The following is a 21,682-nucleotide window of genomic DNA, read 5'->3' as shown; positions in this document are numbered from 1 at the left end:
TGGAGTTAAGTTTCCATGGCCAAGATCGCCCCGCAATTGCCTATCGAAGTCGACAGCGAGACCGGTGTCTGGACCTCCGACGCCCTGCCGATGCTGTACGTGCCGCGCCATTTCTTCGTCAACAACCACATGGGTATCGAGGAAGTACTGGGCGCCGAAGCCTATGCCGAAATCCTCTACAAGGCCGGCTACAAGTCCGCCTGGCACTGGTGTGAAAAAGAAGCCGAATGCCATGGCCTGGAAGGTGTCGCAGTGTTCGAGCACTACATGAAGCGCCTGTCGCAGCGCGGCTGGGGCCTGTTCAAGATTCAGGACATCGACCTCGACAAAGGTACCTGCAGCGTCAAGCTCGAACACTCGGCGTTCGTCTATGTGTACGGCAAGGTCGGGCGCAAGGTCGACTACATGTTCACCGGCTGGTTTGCCGGCGCGATGGATCAGATCCTCGCCGCTCGCGGCAGCAAGATCCGCACCGTGGCCGAGCAAGTCTACGGTGGCTCCGAAGAGGGCCACGAAGACGGCTTGTTCATCGTCAAGCCGTTGTAAGTCGAGGATCCCGCCATGGCTTTCGAAGCAATGTTCCAGCCGATCCAGATCGGCAAGCTGACTATCCGCAACCGCGTGCTCAGCACCGCGCACGCCGAGGTCTACGCGACCGACGGCGGCATGACCACCGACCGGTACGTCAAGTATTACGAAGAGAAGGCCAAGGGCGGGATCGGCCTGGCGATCTGCGGCGGTTCGTCCGTGGTCGCCATCGACAGCCCGCAGGAATGGTGGAGTTCGGTGAACCTGTCCACCGACCGCATCATTCCGCACTTCCAGAATCTGGCCGACGCCATGCACAAGCACGGCGCCAAGATCATGATCCAGATTACCCACATGGGCCGTCGTTCCCGTTGGGACGGCTTCAACTGGCCGACGCTGATGTCGCCGTCGGGCATTCGTGAACCGGTGCACCGCGCCACCTGCAAAACCATCGAGCCGGAAGAAATCTGGCGGGTGATCGGCAACTACGCACAAGCGGCACGTCGCGCCAAGGCCGGTGGCCTGGACGGTGTCGAGCTGTCGGCCGTGCACCAGCACATGATCGACCAGTTCTGGAGCCCGCGGGTCAACAAGCGTACCGACGAATGGGGCGGTACCTTCGAAGGCCGCATGAAGTTCGGTCTGGAAGTGCTCAAGGCCGTGCGCGCCGAGGTCGGTGACGATTTCTGCGTGGGCATGCGTATCTGCGGTGACGAGTTCCACCCGGATGGTCTGTCCCATGAAGACATGAAGCAGATCGCCAAGTATTACGACGACACCGGCATGCTCGATTTCATCGGCGTCGTGGGGTCGGGTTGCGACACCCACAACACCCTGGCCAACGTGATTCCGAACATGAGTTATCCACCGGAGCCGTTCCTGCACCTGGCCGCCGGCATCAAGGAAGTGGTCAAGGTTCCGGTGCTGCACGCGCAGAACATCAAGGACCCGAACCAGGCGACCCGTATCCTGGAGGGCGGTTACGTCGACATGGTCGGCATGACTCGCGCCCACATTGCCGACCCGCACCTGATCGCCAAGATCAAGATGGGCCAGGTCGACCAGATCAAACAGTGCGTCGGTGCCAACTACTGCATCGACCGTCAGTATCAGGGGCTGGATGTGCTGTGCATCCAGAACGCGGCAACCTCCCGTGAATACATGGGCGTGCCGCACATCATCGAAAAAACCACCGGTAAAAAACGCAAGGTGGTGGTGGTCGGTGCCGGTCCTGCGGGGATGGAAGCCGCCCGTGTGGCCGCCGAGCGTGGCCACGATGTGACCCTGTTCGAGAAAAAGGAATTCATCGGCGGGCAGATCACCACGGCGTCGAAAGCGCCGCAGCGCGACCAGATCGCCGGTATCACCCGCTGGTATCAGCTGGAACTGGCACGCTTGAAAGTCGACCTGCGCCTGGGCACCGCGGCGGATGCGCCGACCATCATGGACCTGCGTCCCGATGTGGTTGTACTGGCGGTCGGCGGTCACCCGTACCTGGAGCAGAACGAACACTGGGGCGCGGCTGAAGGCCTGGTGGTCAGCAGCTGGGACGTGCTCGATGGCAAGGTGGCGCCAGGCAAGAACGTGCTGGTCTACGACACCATTTGCGAATTCACCGGCATGTCCACCGCCGACTTCCTCGCCGACAAGGGCAGCCAGGTCGAGATCGTCACCGACGACATCAAGCCCGGCGTGGCGATTGGCGGTACGTCGTTCCCGACTTACTACCGCAGCATGTACCCAAAAGAAGTGATCATGACCGGGGACATGATGCTGGAGAAGGTCTACCGCGAAGGCGACAAGCTGGTGGCGGTGCTGGAAAACGAATACACCGGCGCCAAAGAGGAGCGGGTGGTGGACCAGGTGGTCGTGGAAAACGGCGTGCGCCCGGACGAAGAAATCTACTACGCGCTGAAGGAAGGCTCACGCAACAAAGGCCAGATCGACGTCGAAGCCTTGTTCGCGATCAAGCCACAGCCATGCCTGGAACAGAACGGCGACGGCTACCTGCTGTTCCGCATCGGCGACTGCGTGGCCCAGCGTAACGTGCACGCGGCGATCTACGACGCGTTGCGGCTGTGTAAGGATTTCTAAGAGCTTGCACATAACCCTGTGGGAGCAAGGCTTGCCCGCGATTTCGTCGGAACATTCGACGAGTCTTTGTCGGTAGAAATACCGCCATCGCGAGCAAGCTTTGCTCCCACAGGAAATCGGGCAAGGCATCCAGGTAGTTTGGCCTGCAAGACCCTGCGGTCTTTGGGAGCTCCACCATGTTGAACACCCTTCTTCCAATCCTGTTGTTCGCTGCCCTGGGCCTCGCGGTTCTGGGCGCGTTGCGGCGGGTAGCCATGTGGCGCCGGGGCCGGGCCTCGAAGGTCGACCTGATCGGCGGCCTGTTTGCCATGCCCAAACGCTACATGGTCGACCTGCACCACGTGGTGGCGCGGGACAAATACATCGCCAATACCCACGTGGCCACAGCCGGCGGCGCGGTGGCGTCCATCGTGCTGGCGATTCTGGTGCATGGTTTCGGTTTGCATAACCGCTTGCTCGGTTATGCGCTGCTGTTGATGACGGCGGTAATGTTCGTCGGCGCAATCTTTGTGTACCTGCGTCGGCGCAACCCGCCTTCGCGCCTGTCGAAAGGCCCGTGGATGCGCCTGCCGAAAAGCCTGTTGGCGTTCTCGGCGTCGTTCTTCCTGGTGACCCTGCCGGTGGCAGGCATCCTGCCGGAAAACTTCGGTGGCTGGCTGCTGGCGGTGATTCTCGGCGTCGGCGTGTTGTGGGGCGTGTCGGAACTGTTCTTCGGCATGACCTGGGGCGGGCCGATGAAACACGCCTTCGCTGGTGCGTTGCACCTGGCTTGGCACCGTCGCGCCGAACGTTTTGGGGGAGGGCGTTCCACGGGGTTGAAGCCACTGGATCTGGAAGACCCGACTGCACCGCTGGGCGTGGAAAAACCCAAGGATTTCACCTGGAACCAGTTGCTCGGCTTCGATGCCTGCGTGCAGTGCGGTAAATGTGAAGCGGCGTGCCCGGCGTTCGCCGCCGGTCAGCCATTGAACCCGAAAAAACTGATCCAGGACATGGTCGTCGGCCTGGCCGGCGGCACCGATGCGAAATTTGCCGGCAGTCCGTATCCGGGCAAAGCCATCGGTGAGCACGCGGGCAATCCGCATCAACCGATCGTCAACGGTCTGGTGGATGCCGAAACCCTGTGGTCCTGCACCACTTGCCGCGCTTGCGTCGAGGAATGCCCGATGATGATCGAACACGTCGATGCCATCGTCGACATGCGCCGTCATCTGACCCTGGAAAAAGGCGCAACCCCGAACAAGGGCGCCGAAGTCCTGGAAAACCTGATCGCCACCGACAACCCGGGCGGCTTCGCCCCGGGCGGACGGATGAACTGGGCGGCGGACTTGAACCTCAATCTGCTCAGCGAGAAGAAATCCACCGACGTGCTGTTCTGGGTCGGCGACGGTGCCTTCGACATGCGCAACCAGCGCACCCTGCGCGCCTTCGTCAAAGTGCTGAAAGCCGCGAAAATCGACTTTGCCGTGCTGGGCCTGGAAGAGCGCGATAGCGGTGACGTGGCCCGACGCCTGGGCGACGAAGCCACCTTCCAGTTGCTGGCCAAGCGCAACATCCAAACCCTGGCCAAATACAGCTTCAACCGCATCGTGACCTGCGATCCGCACAGCTTCCACGTGCTGAAAAACGAGTACGGCGCCTTCGACGGCAATTACCTGGTGCAGCACCACAGCACCTACATGGCGGAAATCATCGGCGCCGGCGCGCTCAATCTCGGCCAGCATAAAGGCAGCAGCGTGACCTATCACGATCCGTGCTATCTGGGCCGCTACAACGGCGAGTACGAGGCACCGCGCGAGGTACTGCGTGCCCTCGGCATCGAGATCAAGGAAATGCAACGTTCCGGCTTCCGTTCGCGCTGCTGTGGCGGTGGTGGCGGCGCGCCGATCACCGACATTCCGGGTAAACAACGTATTCCCGACATGCGCATGGAAGACATCCGCGAGACGGGCGCCGAGCTGGTGGCCGTGGGTTGTCCACAGTGCACCGCGATGCTCGAAGGCGTGGTCGAACCCCGGCCGTTGATCAAGGACATCGCCGAACTGGTGGCTGACGCACTGCTGGAAGACGAAGCCCCAAAGTCGGCCACGCCGGCCAAACGTGAACCTGCGGAGGTGCACTGATGAGCGACATTATCCGCCGCGACCCCCGCGCCGAATGGATCGCCCGTAACCGCCTGCACCCGCTGCACGCGGCCATGCAACCGGCGCAACACAGCTGGATGGGGCCCAATGGCATCATCCGCAAGAATCTCCATGGCATGGGCTTTATCGGTCCCAACGGGATCAAGCGCATCGACCGCAGCGGCGCGCAACAGGGCGGGTCGGCCAAGCGCTCGGCCGCCGTTGAAGTGCAACTGCCATTGCATCAGGTGCCTGCACCGGCGTTCTACATCAGCGTGGTGCCGGACATGGTCGGTGGCCGCTTGAGCAGTCACGACAAGGATTTGCTGGGCCTGGCCCATCAACTGGCCGGCAAGGACGGCGCGGTACTGGCTGTGGTTTTCGGCGAACACAAGGAAAGCGCCTTTGCCACAGCGGGCGTCGACCGCCTGCTGGTGCTCGAAGGCGACGAATTCAGCGGTTATGCACCGGAGCAACGGGTCCAGGGCCTGCGGGCTGTGGATAACCAGTTCAACCCGCGTCACTGGTTGCTGCCCGACAGTCGCAGCGGTGGCGGCGAATTGGGTCGGCGCTTCGCCGCGGCTTTGGGCGAACGCCCGGCCACGCGGGTCTGGCAGGTCAAGGATCAGGAGTGCATCGGCCGCGCCGGTGCGGGCTTGCAAGACTTGGCCCGTCCGGTCGCGCGCCTGATTCTGGCTGCCGTCGAATGTGCCGAGCCAGTCAGCGAAACCCGTCACGAAGCCTTGCCGGTGGAGTTATCCACAACCGTCGCGCGCAGTCTCTCGCGCATCGAGGATCTGGGCGCGGTGGCGGTGGACCCGGCAGCGATTCCCATGGCCGAAGCCGAGTTTATTTTCTCCGGCGGCAACGGCGTCAAGGATTGGGACTTGTTCCACCAGACGGCGGCCGCGCTCGGCGCCACCGAAGGGGCATCCCGGGTGGCGGTGGACGATGGTTTCATGGCCCGGGACCGCCAGGTCGGTGCGTCCGGTACCTGGGTCACTGCGCGGGTCTACGTGGCGGTGGGGATTTCCGGGGCGATCCAGCACCTGCAAGGCATCGGTGCCTGCGACAAGGTGGTGGCAATCAACCTCGACCCTGGCTGCGACATGATCAAACGGGCCGACCTGTCGGTGATCGGCGAGAGCGCCGAGATTCTTCGAGCCTTGATCGCGGCGGTAGAGGCTTACCGCAACGACGCCAAGCGCGATGCGGCTTAAGGGAAGGAAAGGGTTATGAGCACGAAAATCATCAGCCTGGTGTCCATCGGCGCCCACCCGACTTCCGGCCGGCCACGTCGCGCGGAACAGGATGCGCGGGCGGTGGAATTGGGTCTGCAATTGGCTGGGGATAACTTGCAGGTGCTGCATGCCGGCGATGTCGCCGAGCCGGCGCTGCGGGCTTATCTGGGCATGGGCCTGGAACAACTGCATGTGCTGGAACAGCCGCAAGGTGCGGACGCGCTGCCAGCGTTGACCAGCTATCTGCGCGATGCCGGGGCCCAGGTGGTGCTGACCGGCAGCCAGGCGGAAACCGGCGAAGGCTCGGGCATGTTGCCGTTCCTGCTGGCCGAAAACCTCGGCTGGCCGCTGGTGGTGGGGCTGGCTCAGGTCGAATCCATCGACGGCGGTTCGGCGTTGGTGCTGCAAGCCTTGCCCCGTGGCCAGCGCCGGCGCTTGAAGGTGCGGCTGCCGTTTCTGGCGACTGTGGATAACGCCGCGCCCAAGCCACGGCAGAGTGCCTACGGCCCGGCTCGGCGCGGGGTGTTACAGGCCGATGAGGTGGAGGTTGTCGATGATGAATTGCTGGCAGTCGCCACCTTGCAACCGGCCAAGCCTCGTCCCAAACGCTTGAAAGTCATCAAGGCCAAGAGCGGTGCCGACCGGATGAAAGCCGCAACGGCGAAAGCCAGTGGCGGAGGCGGACAAGTGCTTAAAGGCGTTACGGCGCAAGCTGGGGCTGAAGCGATCCTCAAACTTCTGATCGAGGAAGGCGTGGTTCGCTGACCCGGTTTCAGCCCGGATCTTCTGTAGGAGCGAGCCTGCTCGCGATGGTGGTCAACGATGACGCGGGCTGCCTGAATGAACCTGGTGTCCTCAAGTTTTTCGCGAGCAGGCTCGCTCCTACAATTTTTGATCTTCGGTGAACGTTAAGCCCTGCGGCTAACACCCATCCCACCGGTTGCCCGCATTACCAGAATTCATGGGGAAACAATGGCAGTTGAATTTCGTTCGGCAGTCCGCGCCGATGCGCGGGAGATTGCGCGCTTGTTCCAGATTTCATCAGAGGGCGCTTCGGATTACATCTGGAGCCAGATCGCAGAGCCTGGCCAGGATCTGCTGGACGTCGGCGCCCTGCGCTACGCCCGTGACGACGTGGATTTTTCCTGGCAAAACTGCCTGATCGCCGAGGCGCAAGGGCAGGTCGTGGGCATGATGCACAGCTATGTGATGCGTCACGATCCATTCGCGGCGCCGGTGACCGATCCTGTGCTGGCACCCTATGCCACGATGGAAATCCCCGACACCCTCTACATTTCCAGCCTGGCGCTGCATGAAGGCTGGCGCAATCAGGGCCTGGGCAAAGTGTTCCTCGCCTACGCCTACGATCGCGCCAATCAGTTGGGGCTCAACGGCCTGAGCCTGATCGACTACGCCGCCAACACCGGCGCCCGGCGATTCTATGAACGTCATGGTTTCCGTATCGTTGATCGATGCCAGATCACGCCGCATCCGATGATTCGGGTGACAGGTGAGGCTTACCTGATGTATCGGCCTTAGCGTCAAATCTTCTGTAGGAGCGAGGCTTGCCCGCGAAGAGGCTATCACATCCAACAAGGATGTCGCCTGACACACCGCTTTCGCCAGCAAGCCGGCTCCTACAGGAAGCCTTTCCCCTTCACGTTGAACTACATTTTACTGTGCGCTGGTAAGGGTGCAGCACGCAGTTACGGAGCTTTCAGAGATTCAGCGCTGATCATAAAACCTGGTTTTTATGAGCGGGTTGGCGATGAAGCCTCTAACGCTGTTTCTGTTTGTATGGGTTGCCATTTTTTCGCCAGGAACGTTGGCCGATACACGGCTGAACAAGCCTGTACCGCTTTATGAGCCCGAGCAGGACTTCAATCAATGGTTGGCGTCTGACCAGGGACAAAAAGCCTCCCTGACGCAAATGCGCGAGCGTTGCGACCGTGTGCTGGATGCGGCGAAGAACCTGGATTGCTCCGTGACGGTGATCGCCCGCATGTTCGAGCTCAAGGCCGCCAATCAACTGCCCGATTACTATCTGGCGATCAAGCGCAAACATGCGCCGGCCATAGAGGCCGATCAAGAGCTGAACATGTTGTTCTCGATGTTCGGGGAGCAGTCTCTGTCGACCCTGGGGACGACTGGCGATTTCACGGTGAAAAAAACATCACAGCGTGAAGTCCTCAGGATTCATCCGTATGCCAGTGACTATTTCATTGCCGGAGAGCAGCTGCCCTTCATCGATGTCGCTGCGGCCAATGGTCATTCGGCCCGTTTCGTCCTCGACACCGGGGCCCCGCAAACCCGGGTCAATGTCGACACCGCCCGGCAGATGGGGATCAAGTTGCTGACCGACTCCCACTACGCCTACAGCACGTTCTACGGCGAGGGCAACCTGTCCGCCCGGCTCGGCATTCTCGACTCGTTGAAGGTGGGCACCAGTGAATTTCGCAACGTGCTGGTGTTTGTCAGCGATCGGGACAACCTGCTGGGACTGGATCTGATCAGCAAGCTGGGGCGGCTGAAGTTGACCCGTAAAACCCTGGAGCTCAACCCCACACTATCCCCGCGCTGCGACTCGCCAATCAACTACTCCCGTAACGACCTCAACCAGCGGCTGGCCATCGCCGCAAACCTGGACAACCGGGCGACACAGGCCATCGTCGATACCGGCAATGTCGACTACCTGACGTCGGCTATGCCGGGTGAGCAGATCAATGTCGTGCAGGCCATGACCCCTGGCAATTCCCCACCCGAAACCTCCGATAGACATCGCTACCAACGCTTCAAAGGCGTGCTGAACCTGCCCGGTCAAAGCCTGCCGATCACTTACAAATACTACCCGGGCTTCACCATCCCGCCGTCGTGGGTGCAGGGGCGGTATGTGCCGTCCGTTTTGCTGGGGTGGCGGGCATTCGATGATTTTGAGTTGAATCTGGATATCGAAGCGGGACGGTCGTGTTTTAACAAGGTTTGATGAGTGCCTGGCTATGTTTACCCACAATCCCTGTTGGCGGTTCTGTGGATAACGTGTTCGCCCCTTGCTAAATCCCTTGTAAACCGTGGCCTGTAGCCCTTCGTTCAAAAAACAACCAGCCTAAGCTGCGGTTTTTCATGGGTTTTTTCAGAGGATAAGTACAGGACTTGCCCCCAATCTCTGTTGGCGCTTCTGTGGATAAGATGTTCGCTGACCGCTACAGGCCATACAAGACGTGGCTTTCGTGCTTCTGGTTAAAAATTGATCAATCCATCGCTTTTAACGGTTCAATCGTGCCGGAAGCCATTAATTTCGCGGCTTACAGCGGTTTTCCACAGCGGTGGAGAAGTTGCCCCCAAAGTCTGTTGGCGCTTCTGTGGATAAGGTGTTCGCTATACGCTGAAAGCCAGGTATTGCAGGGCTTTCAAGGGTTTGATCAAAAATTGATCAGTCGTTGAGGAAAACCCTGATTCTGAATAAGTCACGGATTTTCTTCGGTTTCTGTGGAGAAAGTTTTCAATATGTCCACAGTTGTCCCCATTTGCTGTGGGTGGAGATGTGGATAACTTGTTTGCGGAAGGCTGGGAGCCGCACAGGGCTTAGCGCTGAACGGAATAGATCATATTTCGTACAGTTCTAAACCATTTAAGGTGAATCAGGAGGGATGTGTTGTCAGAGAGGGCGCTTTCGCGAGCAGGCTCGCTCCCACATTTGATCTATGTCGTACATAGAACCACTGTGGGAGCGAGCCTGCTCGCGAAGCTTTTGACTTTAGCCTTGAACCGGGACGCCTTTGAGGTAAGGCGCAGGCTCGGCCCCCAGGTTGCTCAGCAGACGCTCGCTGTACCAGTCCACGAAGTTCACCACACCGAATTCATAGGTCTTGGAGTAAGGCCCTGGCTGGTAGGCTGTGGAGTTGATGCCGCGCTGGTTCTCTTCGGCCAGGCGACGGTCCTGGTCGTTGGTGGCGTCCCAGACCTGGCGCATGCGCTCCACGTCGTAGTCCACGCCTTCGACCGCGTCCTTGTGGACGAGCCACTTGGTGGTGACCATGGTTTCCTGGGCGCTGATCGGCCACACGGTGAACACAATGATGTGGTCGCCCATGCAGTGGTTCCAGGAGTGCGGCAGGTGCAGGATGCGCATCGAGCCCAGGTCAGGGTTCTTGATGCGGCCCATGAGTTTGGCGCAGCCTTGTTTGCCGTCGATGGTCATCGACACGGTGCCCTTGAGCAGCGGCATGCGCACGATGCGGTTGCGCAGGCCGAAACTGGCATGGGCGTAAGGGATCTTCTCGGCTTCCCAAGACGCGGCGGAGGCGGCGACGTGGTCCTTGAACGCCTGGTCGGCGCGCGGGTCGGTGACGTCGTCCCACTCCAGCAGGGTTTTCAGCAGTTCCGGGTGCGACGCGTTGCAGTGGTAGCACTCGCGGTTGTTTTCCAGCACAAGCTTCCAGTTGGCCTTTTCCATCAAGGTGGTGGTGATTGCCACCTTGGTGTTCTCCATGTCGTACGGTTCCATGTAATGGTTGAGCGTCGACAGGAAGTCATCGATGGCCGGCGGGTTTTCCGCGAGGCTGACGAAGATGTAGCCGCCAGCGGTCTTCACGTTCACCGGTTTGAGGCCGTACTGCTTCATGTCGAAGTCGTCGCCCATCTCGGTGCCGGCGAACAGCAGGCGACCGTCCAGTTCGTAGGTCCACTGGTGGTAGTGGCAGACCAGTTTGGCGACCTTACCCTTGTCGCTGGTGCACAGGCGCGAACCACGGTGGCGGCAGACGTTATGGAACGCGTGCACCACGCCTTCGGCACCGCGAATCACGATGATCGGGTTCTTGCCGATTTGCAGGGTCAGGTAGTTGCCCTTGGCGGGAATTTCGCAGGTCATGCCGGCGATCAACCACTCTTTCTGGAAAATCTCCTGCATGTCGATATCAAACAGGCGCTCGTCGGAGTAAAACGGCTGCGGCAGCGAGAAGGTGCGCTCGCGCTCTTGCAGCATCTGGGCAGTGGCCTTGCGTGCGGGTTCCAGCGGATCGCCCAGGCTCAGGGTAGTAGTGACGTCCATCGTTTAATCCTCAAGGCCATCTGCGTGGCCGGCGAAAGTGGCTAATCAGGTTGGGTCAGGGTTGCTACGCAAGGTGTAAAGATTATGTCTTGGTATGGGGCGAGTGTGGGGCCGACGCTGTCCAGAACCTTATCCATGGGCGACATGGTGCAATCTGTTCCCGACGCGCAAGCCCCGGTCGTTGGGGGCTGGTCGCGATAAGCATGTGAATGTCGCAGATAGGTAAATGGGTGATCTGCGCTATACGCAGAATCGCCAACATGAAGGCCGACAGTCGGCCGTGGAGATCAGCATGTCCAATAACTTCCTGAACCCGGTAACCACCCAGACCTGGGCCAATGGTCGGCACATCGTCCGTTGCGTCAAAGTCATCCAGGAAACCTGGGATGTGCGCACCTTTTGCTTCATGGCCGATCAGCCGATCATGTTCTTCTTCAAGCCGGGGCAGTTCGTCACCCTGGAGCTGGAGATCGAAGGCCAGCCGATCATGCGCTCGTACACCATTTCCAGCTCGCCGTCGGTGCCGTACAGCTTTTCGGTGACCATCAAGCGCGTGCCGGGCGGCAAGGTTTCGAACTGGCTGCATGACACCTTGCATGAAGGCTACGAACTGGCGGTGCACGGGCCGGTCGGGCTGTTCAACGCCATCGACTTCCCGAACCCCAAGGTGCTGTACCTCAGCGGTGGCGTGGGCATCACGCCGTGCATGTCCATGGCGCGCTGGTTCTTCGATACCAACGGCAATGTCGATATGGCGTTTATCCACAGTGCCCGCTCGCCGAAAGACATCATTTATCACCGCGAGCTGGAACACATGGCGGCGCGGATCGAAAACTTCAGCCTGCACCTGATCTGTGAAAAGCATGGTTTCGGTGAACCCTGGGCCGGCTATCGCGGTTATCTGAACCACAAGATGCTCGAACTGATGGTCCCTGACTTCCTTGAGCGCGAAGTGTTCTGCTGCGGTCCGACGCCATACATGAATGCGGTCAAGCGCCTGCTGGAAAACGCTGGCTTCAACATGAAGCGCTACCACGAGGAGTCATTCGGTGCCACGCCGCCAGAGGCCATCGCCGATGCCGTGGAGAATGCCGAACAGGCCGCCGATGCGCCGCAAGTCGATGCGGCGGACCTGCATCAAGTGGAGTTCACCGCGTCCGGCAAGAGCATTCGCGTGGCGCCGGGCGAGACCGTGCATGCGGCGGCGGCCAAGGCCGGTTTGCTGATACCGAAAGCATGCGGCATGGGCATCTGCGGCACCTGCAAGGTATTGAAGCTGGGCGGCGAAGTGGAGATGGAACACAACGGCGGGATCACCGAAGAGGACGAAGCCGAAGGGTACATCCTGTCGTGCTGCAGTGTGCCGAAGGGGGATGTGCGGATCGAGTACTGATCCACACCGATGATCCTATGTGGGAGCGAGCCTGCTCGCGAAGGCGTACTGACATTCAACATTGATGTTGACTGACCCGGTGCTTTCGCGAGCAGGCTCGCTCCCACAGGTTTTTGTGTTTCTTCAATCAATGAACAGATCCGGCATCAGCTTGTCGCTGGTGCCTGGCGCAAACCGATAGTGTTCGAACTCGGTTACGCCGTTTTCCCGCAGTATTTCCTCATCAATCAGCAAGCGCCCCGTCAGGCTGCGGTTTGTGCTGCTCAGAATCACGTGGGCGGCATCCGCCATGATCGCCGGCGTGCGCGCATGCTTGAACGATTCCCGTGACCCCAGCTGAAATTCAATGGCCGCCGTGGCAATCATGGTCTGCGGCCACAGCGAGTTGACGCTGATGCCGTAATTCCTGAATTCCTCGCTCATGCCCAGCGTCAGCATGCTCATGCCGTATTTGGTCACGGTGTAGGGGCTGTATTGGGCGAACCACTGGGTGGCCAGGTTCAACGGTGGCGACAGGTTGAGGATGTGGCCGGCGAATTTTTTCAGGTAAGGCAACGCCGCCTGACTGCACAGCAGTACGGCGCGGGTGTTGATCTGGTGCATCAGGTCGAAGCGCTTGAGTTCGAGGTGCTGAACGCCGGTCAGCTTGATCGCCCCGGCGTTGTTGACCAGCGCATCGATGCCGCCGAAATGTTCATTGGCCCGGGCCAGGGCTTGATGCACGGCCACTTCATCGCGCACATCCACCTGCAATGCCAGCGCCTTGCCGCCAGCCGCTTCGACTTCCTCGGCCACGCTGTAGATCGTGCCCGGCAGTTTGGGGTGCGGTTCGGCACTTTTGGCGGCGATCACGATGTTGGCACCGTCGCGTGCGGCGCGCAGTGCGATCTCGCGACCGATGCCACGGCTGGCGCCGGTGATGAACAGGGTTTTGCCTTGCAGTGACATGCGTACGCTCCTGATTGTTATTGTCTGTACGGCTCGACAGACAATGTAGACCAAGACTTCAGGTGCGAACGGTCAGGGGAAATTCGGCGGGGGATTTACTTGTGGGAGCGAGCCTGCTCGCGAAAGCGCCGGGTCAGACAACATCAATGTTGAATGTCAGGACGCCTTCGCGAGCAGGCTCGCTCCCACAGGGGTTGCATTAGCTCTGGATGTTTAGTGCGACATGACTTGGCGGATATCGCGGGCCAACTCGCGTACGCGCTCTTCCTCGGTATCCCACGAGCACATGAAGCGTGCGCCACCGTTGCCGATGAAGGTGTAGAAACGCCAGCCCTTGGCCGTCAGCGCGGCGATGGCCGGTTCCGACAGTTGCAGGAACACGCCGTTGGCCTGGACTGGGAACATCAGTTCCACACCCGGTATGTCGCTGACCAGTTCGGCCAGCAGTTGCGCGCAATGGTTGGCGTGGCGGGCGTATTTGAGCCAGGCGCCGTTTTCCAGAATCCCGACCCAGGGCGCAGACAGGAAGCGCATTTTCGACGCCAATTGACCGGCCTGTTTGCAGCGGTAATCGAAGTCTTCAGCCAGTTTGTGGTTGAAGAACAGAATCGCCTCACCCACGGCCATGCCGTTTTTCGTGCCGCCGAAGCACAGCACATCGACACCGGCTTTCCAGGTCAGGTCGGCCGGTGAGCAGCCGAGGAAAGCGCAGGCATTGGAGAAACGCGCGCCGTCCATGTGCAGGTTCAGGCCCAGTTCCTTGCAGGTGGCGCTGATGGCGCGGATTTCGTCCGGGGTGTAGACGCTGCCGACTTCGGTGGCCTGAGTCAGGGTCACCACGCGAGGTTTCGGGTAGTGGATGTCCTGGCGCTTGAGGGCGATTTCGCGGATCGACTCCGGGGTCAGCTTGCCGTTTTCGGTGCGGGCGATCAGCAGTTTGGAACCGTTGGAGAAAAATTCCGGCGCGCCGCATTCGTCGGTTTCGACGTGGGCGGTTTCCGAGCAGATCACGCTGTGGTAACTCTGGCACAGCGACGACAGGGCCAGGGAGTTGGCGGCGGTACCGTTGAAGGCGAAGAACACTTCGCAGTCGGTTTCGAACAGCTTGCGGAAATCGTCGGACGCGCGGGCGGTCCACTCGTCGTCGCCGTAGGCGCGCTGGTGGCCATGGTTGGCCTGTTCCATGGCAGCCCAGGCTTCAGGGCAAATGCCGGAATAGTTGTCGCTGGCGAATTGTTGGCTCTTATCGGTCATGGCCTGCTTCCGTGGTCGAGGCGCCTATGGTGAGGCGCCTCGTGGTCAATGATGGTGCGCACTTTACCGAAGATCGTCCGGGGGGCGCACGGGATGTCACTGTCAGAAATTTACTGGGATGCCGGGCAATTATGCACGTGTCTATTGACTTAAAGCAGCGCGACCGTGCAGTGGATTTGCTCAAGTGGCTGGCGCTGCTGAGCATGGTGCTCGATCACCTGCGATATGTCGGTTACTCCGCCGATTGGCTGTATGTGCCGGGGCGTCTGGCGTTCCCGTGGTTCTGCCTGGCGATGGCGGCGAATCTGGCGCGGACCGAGGTGGTCCCGGCCAGCGGGCAGTGGCGATACTTGGGCTGGTTGCTGCTGTTTAGCGCCGTGAGTGAAATTCCCTACCGAATCTACATTCCCGATCCCGACACCTTGAACGTGTTGCCCACCCTTGCCTTGGGCTTGCTGGTGGCGCGGGGCTGGCGAGACCGCACGTTGCAGGCGCGATTGTTGGCTGGCGCAGCGCTGGTTCTGGCGGCGCTGTTTTGGGGGCGACTGATGTTCGGTTTTTTCGGTGTTCTGTTGCCGTTGGCGATGCTGCTGGTGATTCGGCGTCCCTGGTATTTCGCGTTGCTGCCGGGGCTGGTCTGCCTGGCGGCCAATCAGTGGCAGGTGCTGTATTACGCCATTCGATTGGGTAATCACGTGGCGATGGCGGCCATTGCCACTTGTCTGATTGCGCCATGGCTGGGGCTGTTCCTGTTGCGACACGCCCACGCCGTAAAACCACCGCCGATGCGGCGCTGGGCGTATGCCTTGTATCCCGCGCATTTCCTCGTTTTGCTGGCATTGCGACAGGTTCTCGCTTAACCCCGGGAACTGGATGCAAACCCTGTGGGAGCGAGCCTGCTCGCGAAGAGGGAGTGTCAGGCGACATCAACGTTGCTGACCCATCGCCTTCGCGAGCAGGCTCGCTCCCACAGGGGATTTCGGCTGGTTCGCGGACTGTACCCGGCCTGCCATTTCCCGCCATGTCGTAAACGCACCTTTACGTGGCGCCCATAGGCATTTGACCTGTCTGCCTCGGTCATACCATCGCTATCAAAGGGCACTGCCGAAACGCCAGTGCCTTACCGAGACGAATGGCGCACAGATGCCGCTGGGAGAGACGCGATGTTCAGCAAGCAAGACCAGATCCAGGGTTACGACGATGCACTGCTGGCGGCGATGAATGCCGAGGAGCAACGTCAGGAAGATCACATCGAGCTGATCGCGTCCGAGAACTACACCAGCAAGCGCGTGATGGAAGCGCAAGGCAGCGGCCTGACCAACAAATACGCCGAAGGTTATCCGGGCAAGCGCTACTACGGTGGCTGCGAACACGTCGACAAGGTTGAAGCCCTGGCCATCGAACGCGCCAAGCAACTGTTCGGCGCCGATTACGCCAACGTGCAGCCGCACTCCGGTTCCTCGGCCAACAGCGCCGTGTACCTGGCCCTGCTGCAAGCCGGCGACACCATCCTGGGCATGAGCCTGGCCCACGGTGGTCACCTGACCCACGGTGCCAAGGTGTCGTCCTCGGGCAAGCTGTACAACGCCGTTCAATACGGTATCGACACCAAGACCGGCCTGATCGATTACGACGAAGTCGAGCGCCTGGCCGTCGAGCACAAGCCGAAGATGATCGTTGCCGGTTTCTCCGCTTACTCCAAGACCCTGGACTTCCCGCGCTTCCGTCAGATCGCCGACAAGGTGGGCGCGCTGCTGTTCGTCGACATGGCCCACGTGGCCGGTCTGGTCGCTGCCGGCCTGTACCCGAACCCGCTGCCTTACGCCGACGTGGTGACCACCACCACCCACAAGACCCTGCGTGGTCCACGTGGCGGCCTGATCCTGGCCAAGTCCAACGAAGAAATCGAGAAGAAGCTCAACGCGGCGGTATTCCCCGGTGCCCAGGGTGGCCCGCTGATGCACGTGATCGCCGGTAAGGCGGTGTGCTTCAAGGAAGCGCTGGAGCCAGGCTTCAAGGCCTATCAGCAGCAAGTGATCGACAACGCCCAGGCGATGGCCGGCGTGTTTATCAAACGCGGCTACGATGTAGTGTCCGGCGGTACCGATAACCACCTGTTCCTGGTCAGCCTGATCCGTCAGGGCCTCACCGGTAAAGAAGCAGACGCAGCCCTCGGTCGCGCCCACATCACTGTGAACAAGAACGCTGTCCCGAACGATCCGCAGTCGCCGTTCGTGACCTCCGGCCTGCGTATCGGCACCCCGGCGGTGACCACGCGCGGCTTCAAGGTGACCCAGTGCGTCACGCTGGCCGGCTGGATCTGCGACATCCTCGACAACCTCGGCGACGCCGATGTCGAGGCCAATGTCGCCCAGCAGGTTTCGGCCCTGTGCGCGGACTTCCCGGTTTATCGCTGAGTGCGGTTTTGGAGTAAATGACTATGCAACGCTACTCAGGCTTCGGCCTCTTCAAACACTCCCTCAGCCACCACGAAAACTGGCAGCGGATGTGGCGTACACCGACCCCGAAAAAGGTCTACGACGTGGTCATCGTCGGCGGCGGCGGGCATGGTCTGGCGACCGCCTACTACCTGGCCAAGGAACACGGCATCACCAACGTGGCCGTGGTCGAAAAGGGCTGGTTGGGCGGCGGTAACACCGCGCGCAACACCACCATCGTTCGCTCCAACTACCTGTGGGACGAGTCGGCGCACCTGTACGAACATGCGATGAAACTGTGGGAAGGCCTGTCCCAGGACCTGAACTACAACGTGATGTTCTCCCAGCGCGGCGTCTACAACCTGTGCCACACCCTGCAGGACATCCGTGATTCCGAGCGTCGGGTCAGCGCCAACCGCCTCAACGGCGTGGACGGCGAGCTGCTCAACGCAAAACAGGTCGCGGACGAGATTCCGTACCTGGACTGCTCGAAGAACACCCGCTACCCGGTGATGGGCGCCACCGTCCAGCGTCGCGGCGGCGTGGCCCGTCACGATGCCGTGGCCTGGGGCTTTGCCCGTGCCGCCGACGCCCTCGGCGTGGACCTGATCCAGCAGACCGAAGTGATCGGTTTCCGCAAGGAAAACGGCGTGTGCATCGGGGTGGAAACCAACAAGGGCTTCATCGGCGCCAAGCGCGTCGGTGTAGTGACCGCCGGTAACTCCGGGCACATGGCCAAACTGGCCGGTTTCCGCCTGCCGATCGAATCGCACCCGCTGCAAGCGCTGGTGTCCGAGCCGATCAAGCCGATCATCGACAGCGTGATCATGTCCAACGCCGTACACGGTTACATCAGCCAGTCCGACAAGGGCGACCTGGTGATCGGCGCCGGTATCGACGGCTACAACGGCTACGGCCAGCGTGGTTCGTACCCGGTGATCGAGCACACCATCCAGGCCATCGTCGAAATGTTCCCGGTGCTGTCCCGTGTCCGTATGAACCGTCAGTGGGGCGGCATCGTCGATACGACGCCTGATGCCTGCCCGATCATCTCGAAAACCCCGGTACCGAACATGTTCTTCAACTGCGGTTGGGGCACCGGCGGCTTCAAGGCAACACCTGGCTCGGGCAACGTATTTGCCGCGAGCCTGGCCAAGGGTGAAATGCACCCATTGGCCGCACCTTTCTCCATCGACCGTTTCCACAACGGTGCGTTGATCGATGAACACGGCGCTGCTGCGGTTGCCCACTAACAGGAGAAATCCCCATGTTGCATATCTTCTGTCCTCACTGCGGCGAACTGCGCTCCGAAGAGGAATTCCATGCATCCGGCCAGGCGCACATTCCGCGTCCACTGGATCCGAACAGCTGCACCGACGAGGAGTGGGGCGACTATATGTTCTTCCGCGATAACCCTCGCGGCCTGCACCACGAGCTGTGGGATCACGTCGCCGGTTGCCGCCAGTACTTCAACGTCACCCGCGACACCGTGACCTACGAGATTCTCGAAACCTACAAGATCGGCACCAAGCCACAATTCACCGACAAGACCGATAGCCCGAAAGCGGCCAGCACGGCTCTGGGAGAGAAGGTATGAGCCAGATCAATCGCCTGTCCAATGGCGGACGGATCGACCGCAACAAAGTCCTGAGCTTCACCTTCAACGGCCAGAGCTACAAAGGCTTCGAAGGCGACTCCCTGGCTGCTGCACTGCTGGCCAACGGCGTCGACATCATCGGTCGCAGCTTCAAATACTCGCGCCCACGGGGCATTTTCGCCGCCGGTGCCGAAGAGCCGAACGCGGTGCTGCAGATCGGCGCCACCGAAGCCACGCAGATTCCGAACGTACGCGCCACGCAACAAGCGCTGTACCAAGGCCTGGTCGCCACCAGCACCAACGGCTGGCCGAGCGTGAACAACGACATGATGGGGATTCTCGGCAAGGTCGGCGGCAAGCTGATGCCGCCGGGCTTCTACTACAAAACCTTCATGTACCCACAATCGTTCTGGATGACCTACGAGAAGTACATTCGTAAGGCTGCCGGTCTTGGTCGTTCGCCGACCGAAAACGATCCGGACACCTACGACTACATGAACCAGCACTGCGACGTACTGATCGTCGGCGCCGGCCCTGCTGGCCTGGCGGCAGCACTGGCGGCTGCACGCAGCGGTGCGCGTGTGATCCTCGCCGATGAGCAGGAAGAGTTCGGCGGCAGCCTGCTCGACTCCCGCGAAAGCCTGGACGGCAAGCCTGCCGTGGAGTGGGTCGCCAGCGTCATCGCCGAGCTGAAGAACACCCCGGACGTGCTGCTGTTGCCGCGCGCCACGGTCAACGGCTACCACGACCATAATTTCCTGACCATTCACGAACGCCTCACCGATCACCTCGGCGACCGCGCACCGATTGGCCAGGTACGTCAGCGCATCCACCGGGTTCGTGCCAAGCGTGTAGTGCTGGCGACCGGCGCTCACGAGCGTCCACTGGTGTACGGCAACAACGACGTGCCGGGCAACATGCTGGCCGGCGCTGTGTCGACTTACGTGCGCCGTTACGGCGTGGCACCGGGCAAAAAACTGGTGCTGTCCACCAACAACGATCACGCCTATCGCGTGGCCCTGGATTGGCTCGATGCCAGCCTGCAAGTGGTGGCCATCGCCGACGCCCGCAGCAACCCACGGGGTGCGCTGGTGGAAGAGGCACGCGCCAAAGGTATTCGCATCCTCACCGGCAGCGCCGTGATCGAGGCCCGTGGCAGCAAGCGCGTCACCGCTGCACGCGTCGCGGCCATCGATGTGAAAGGCCACAAAGTCACCAGCCCTGGCGAGTGGCTCGACTGCGACATCGTCGCCAGCTCCGGCGGCTACAGCCCGGTGGTTCACTTGGCTTCGCACCTGGGCGGCAAGCCGATCTGGCGTGAAGACATCCTCGGTTTCGTACCGGGCGAAGCACCGCAGAAACGCGTGTGCGTGGGTGGCATCAACGGCGTCTATGGCCTTGGCGATTCCCTGGCCGATGGTTTTGAAGGGGGCGTGCGCGCTGCCAGCGAAGCCGGTTTCGGTGCGGTCGAAGCGACGCTGCCGAAGGCTCTGGCCCGCCTGGAAGAGCCAACCCTGGCGCTGTTCCAGGTGCCTCATGAAAAGAACACCGCACGGGCGCCGAAGCAATTCGTCGACCTGCAAAACGACGTCACCGCCGCTGCCATCGAACTGGCGACCCGCGAAGGCTTCGAGTCGGTCGAACACGTCAAGCGCTACACCGCGCTGGGCTTCGGCACCGATCAGGGCAAGCTGGGTAACGTCAATGGTCTGGCCATTGCCGCCCGTTCGCTGAACGTGACCATCCCGCAGATGGGCACCACCATGTTCCGTCCGAACTACACGCCGGTGACTTTCGGCGCCGTGGCCGGCCGTCACTGCGGGCACATCTTCGAGCCAGTGCGCTACACCGCGCTGCATCAATGGCACCTGAAAAACGGCGCCGAGTTTGAAGACGTTGGTCAGTGGAAACGTCCGTGGTACTTCCCGAAGTCCGGTGAAGACATGCACGCGGCAGTGAAGCGCGAATGCAAAGCCGTGCGCGACAGCGTCGGCCTGCTGGACGCTTCGACCCTGGGCAAGATCGACATCCAGGGTCCGGATGCCCGCGAGTTCCTCAACCGCGTGTACACCAACGCCTGGACCAAGCTCGACGTGGGCAAGGCCCGTTACGGCCTGATGTGCAAAGAAGACGGCATGGTGTTCGACGACGGCGTGACCGCCTGTCTGGCGGACAACCACTTCGTGATGACCACCACCACCGGTGGCGCTGCACGCGTACTGCAATGGCTGGAGCTGTACCACCAGACCGAATGGCCTGACCTGAAGGTGTACTTCACCTCCGTGACCGATCACTGGGCGACCATGACCCTGTCCGGGCCGAACAGCCGCAAGCTGCTCAGCGAAGTCACCGACATCGACCTGAGCAACGAAGCCTTCCCGTTCATGACCTGGAAAGAAGGTGAAGTGGGCGGTGTGCCGGCGCGGGTGTTCCGGATTTCGTTTACCGGTGAGCTGTCGTACGAAGTCAACGTGCAAGCCGACTACGCCATGGGCGTGCTCGAGAAAATCGTCGACGCCGGCAAGAAGTACAACCTGACGCCGTACGGCACCGAAACCATGCACGTACTGCGGGCCGAGAAGGGCTTCATCATCGTCGGTCAGGACACTGACAGCTCGATGACCCCGGATGACCTGAACATGGGCTGGTGTGTCGGCCGTACCAAACCGTTCTCGTGGATCGGCTGGCGTGGCATGAACCGTGAAGACTGCGTGCGTGACCAGCGCAAACAGCTGGTTGGCCTGAAGCCGATCGATCCGAATGTATGGCTGCCGGAAGGTGCGCAACTGGTGTTCAACACCAAGCAGGTGATCCCGATGACCATGGTCGGTCACGTGACCTCCAGTTACCTGCACAACTCCCTGGGCTATTCGTTCGCCATGGGCGTGGTCAAGGGCGGCCTGAACCGCATGGGTGAGCGTGTGTTTGCGCCACTGGCGGACGGCAGCGTGATCGAGGCGGAAATCGTGTCTTCGGTGTTCTTCGATCCGAAAGGCGAACGCCAGAACGTGTAATG

General features: G+C 60.9%; 16 protein-coding genes. 13 read left to right on the top strand and 3 right to left on the bottom strand.

Translation table 11 applies throughout. The features are described 5' to 3' along the window. Positions 1–15 precede the first annotated feature (15 nt). The 7 genes from LAB08_RS28100 (at position 16) to LAB08_RS28070 (ending at position 8,969) form a co-directional block, all read left to right on the top strand. Positions 16–546 carry a DUF5943 domain-containing protein gene (locus LAB08_RS28100; RefSeq protein ID WP_008019495.1) on the top strand — a complete coding sequence of 177 codons (531 nt, stop codon included), beginning with the start codon at positions 16–18 and terminating at the stop codon, positions 544–546. Between the two features lie 15 nt (positions 547–561). Further along, on the top strand, positions 562–2,622 hold the full coding sequence (gene dgcA / locus LAB08_RS28095) for a dimethylglycine demethylation protein DgcA (protein WP_096514544.1): 2,061 nt from the start codon (positions 562–564) through the stop codon (positions 2,620–2,622). Between the two features lie 176 nt (positions 2,623–2,798). After that, positions 2,799–4,745: a dimethylglycine demethylation protein DgcB gene (gene dgcB / locus LAB08_RS28090; protein ID WP_096514546.1), complete on the top strand. Its 1,947-nt coding sequence runs from the start codon at positions 2,799–2,801 to the stop codon at positions 4,743–4,745. After that, positions 4,745–5,965, top strand: a complete 1,221-nt coding sequence (gene etfA / locus LAB08_RS28085) for an electron transfer flavoprotein subunit alpha (protein WP_096514548.1) — start codon at positions 4,745–4,747, stop codon at positions 5,963–5,965. The genes dgcB and etfA overlap by 1 nt, the downstream gene beginning before the upstream one ends. A gap of 15 nt (positions 5,966–5,980) precedes the next feature. Next, complete coding sequence (gene etfB / locus LAB08_RS28080; protein WP_096514550.1) at positions 5,981–6,751, top strand: electron transfer flavoprotein subunit beta; 771 nt, start codon at positions 5,981–5,983, stop codon at positions 6,749–6,751. A gap of 207 nt (positions 6,752–6,958) precedes the next feature. Continuing rightward, entirely contained in the window at positions 6,959–7,525 is a 567-nt protein-coding gene (locus tag LAB08_RS28075) for a GNAT family N-acetyltransferase (protein ID WP_096514552.1), read from the top strand. Positions 7,526–7,739: 214 nt separating this feature from the next. Next, the gene (locus tag LAB08_RS28070) at positions 7,740–8,969 is read left to right on the top strand and encodes a retropepsin-like aspartic protease (RefSeq protein WP_436799340.1); all 1,230 of its coding nucleotides are present in this window, start codon (positions 7,740–7,742) and stop codon (positions 8,967–8,969) included. 771 nt (positions 8,970–9,740) lie between these two features. Here LAB08_RS28070 and gbca read toward each other — a convergent pair. After that, entirely contained in the window at positions 9,741–11,036 is a 1,296-nt protein-coding gene (gbca, locus tag LAB08_RS28065) for a glycine betaine monooxygenase oxygenase subunit (RefSeq protein WP_096514556.1), read from the bottom strand. A 292-nt stretch (positions 11,037–11,328) separates the two neighbouring features. Between gbca and gbcB the strand changes: the two genes are divergently transcribed. After that, complete coding sequence (gene gbcB, locus LAB08_RS28060) at positions 11,329–12,429, top strand: glycine betaine monooxygenase reductase subunit (protein WP_096514560.1); 1,101 nt, start codon at positions 11,329–11,331, stop codon at positions 12,427–12,429. Between the two features lie 123 nt (positions 12,430–12,552). On the opposite strand, the gene LAB08_RS28055 is transcribed toward gbcB, so the two are convergent. After that, the gene (locus LAB08_RS28055) at positions 12,553–13,377 is read right to left on the bottom strand and encodes an SDR family oxidoreductase (protein ID WP_096514562.1); all 825 of its coding nucleotides are present in this window, start codon (positions 13,375–13,377) and stop codon (positions 12,553–12,555) included. Between the two features lie 213 nt (positions 13,378–13,590). After that, on the bottom strand, positions 13,591–14,631 hold the full coding sequence (locus tag LAB08_RS28050) for a threonine aldolase family protein (RefSeq protein WP_096514564.1): 1,041 nt from the start codon (positions 14,629–14,631) through the stop codon (positions 13,591–13,593). A 131-nt stretch (positions 14,632–14,762) separates the two neighbouring features. Between LAB08_RS28050 and LAB08_RS28045 the strand changes: the two genes are divergently transcribed. From LAB08_RS28045 to LAB08_RS28025, 5 genes are all read left to right on the top strand, one after another. Further along, complete coding sequence (locus tag LAB08_RS28045; RefSeq protein ID WP_254007493.1) at positions 14,763–15,491, top strand: TraX family protein; 729 nt, start codon at positions 14,763–14,765, stop codon at positions 15,489–15,491. Positions 15,492–15,794: 303 nt separating this feature from the next. Beyond that, positions 15,795–17,048, top strand: coding sequence for a serine hydroxymethyltransferase (gene glyA, locus LAB08_RS28040; RefSeq protein ID WP_096514568.1), 1,254 nt, complete (start codon positions 15,795–15,797; stop codon positions 17,046–17,048). Positions 17,049–17,071: 23 nt separating this feature from the next. Continuing rightward, entirely contained in the window at positions 17,072–18,322 is a 1,251-nt protein-coding gene (locus LAB08_RS28035) for a sarcosine oxidase subunit beta (RefSeq protein ID WP_003206307.1), read from the top strand. Between the two features lie 14 nt (positions 18,323–18,336). Further along, positions 18,337–18,666 carry a sarcosine oxidase subunit delta gene (locus LAB08_RS28030; RefSeq protein ID WP_007980417.1) on the top strand — a complete coding sequence of 110 codons (330 nt, stop codon included), beginning with the start codon at positions 18,337–18,339 and terminating at the stop codon, positions 18,664–18,666. Next, positions 18,663–21,680: a sarcosine oxidase subunit alpha gene (locus LAB08_RS28025; protein ID WP_096514570.1), complete on the top strand. Its 3,018-nt coding sequence runs from the start codon at positions 18,663–18,665 to the stop codon at positions 21,678–21,680. Before LAB08_RS28030 ends, LAB08_RS28025 begins: the two co-directional genes overlap by 4 nt. Positions 21,681–21,682 lie beyond the last annotated feature (2 nt).

This window comes from Pseudomonas izuensis, from assembly GCF_002356535.2.
Classification (GTDB): domain Bacteria; phylum Pseudomonadota; class Gammaproteobacteria; order Pseudomonadales; family Pseudomonadaceae; genus Aquipseudomonas; species Aquipseudomonas izuensis.
Note: the sequence above shows the minus strand (reverse complement) of the source record. Positions and strands in the feature narration are given on the sequence as shown.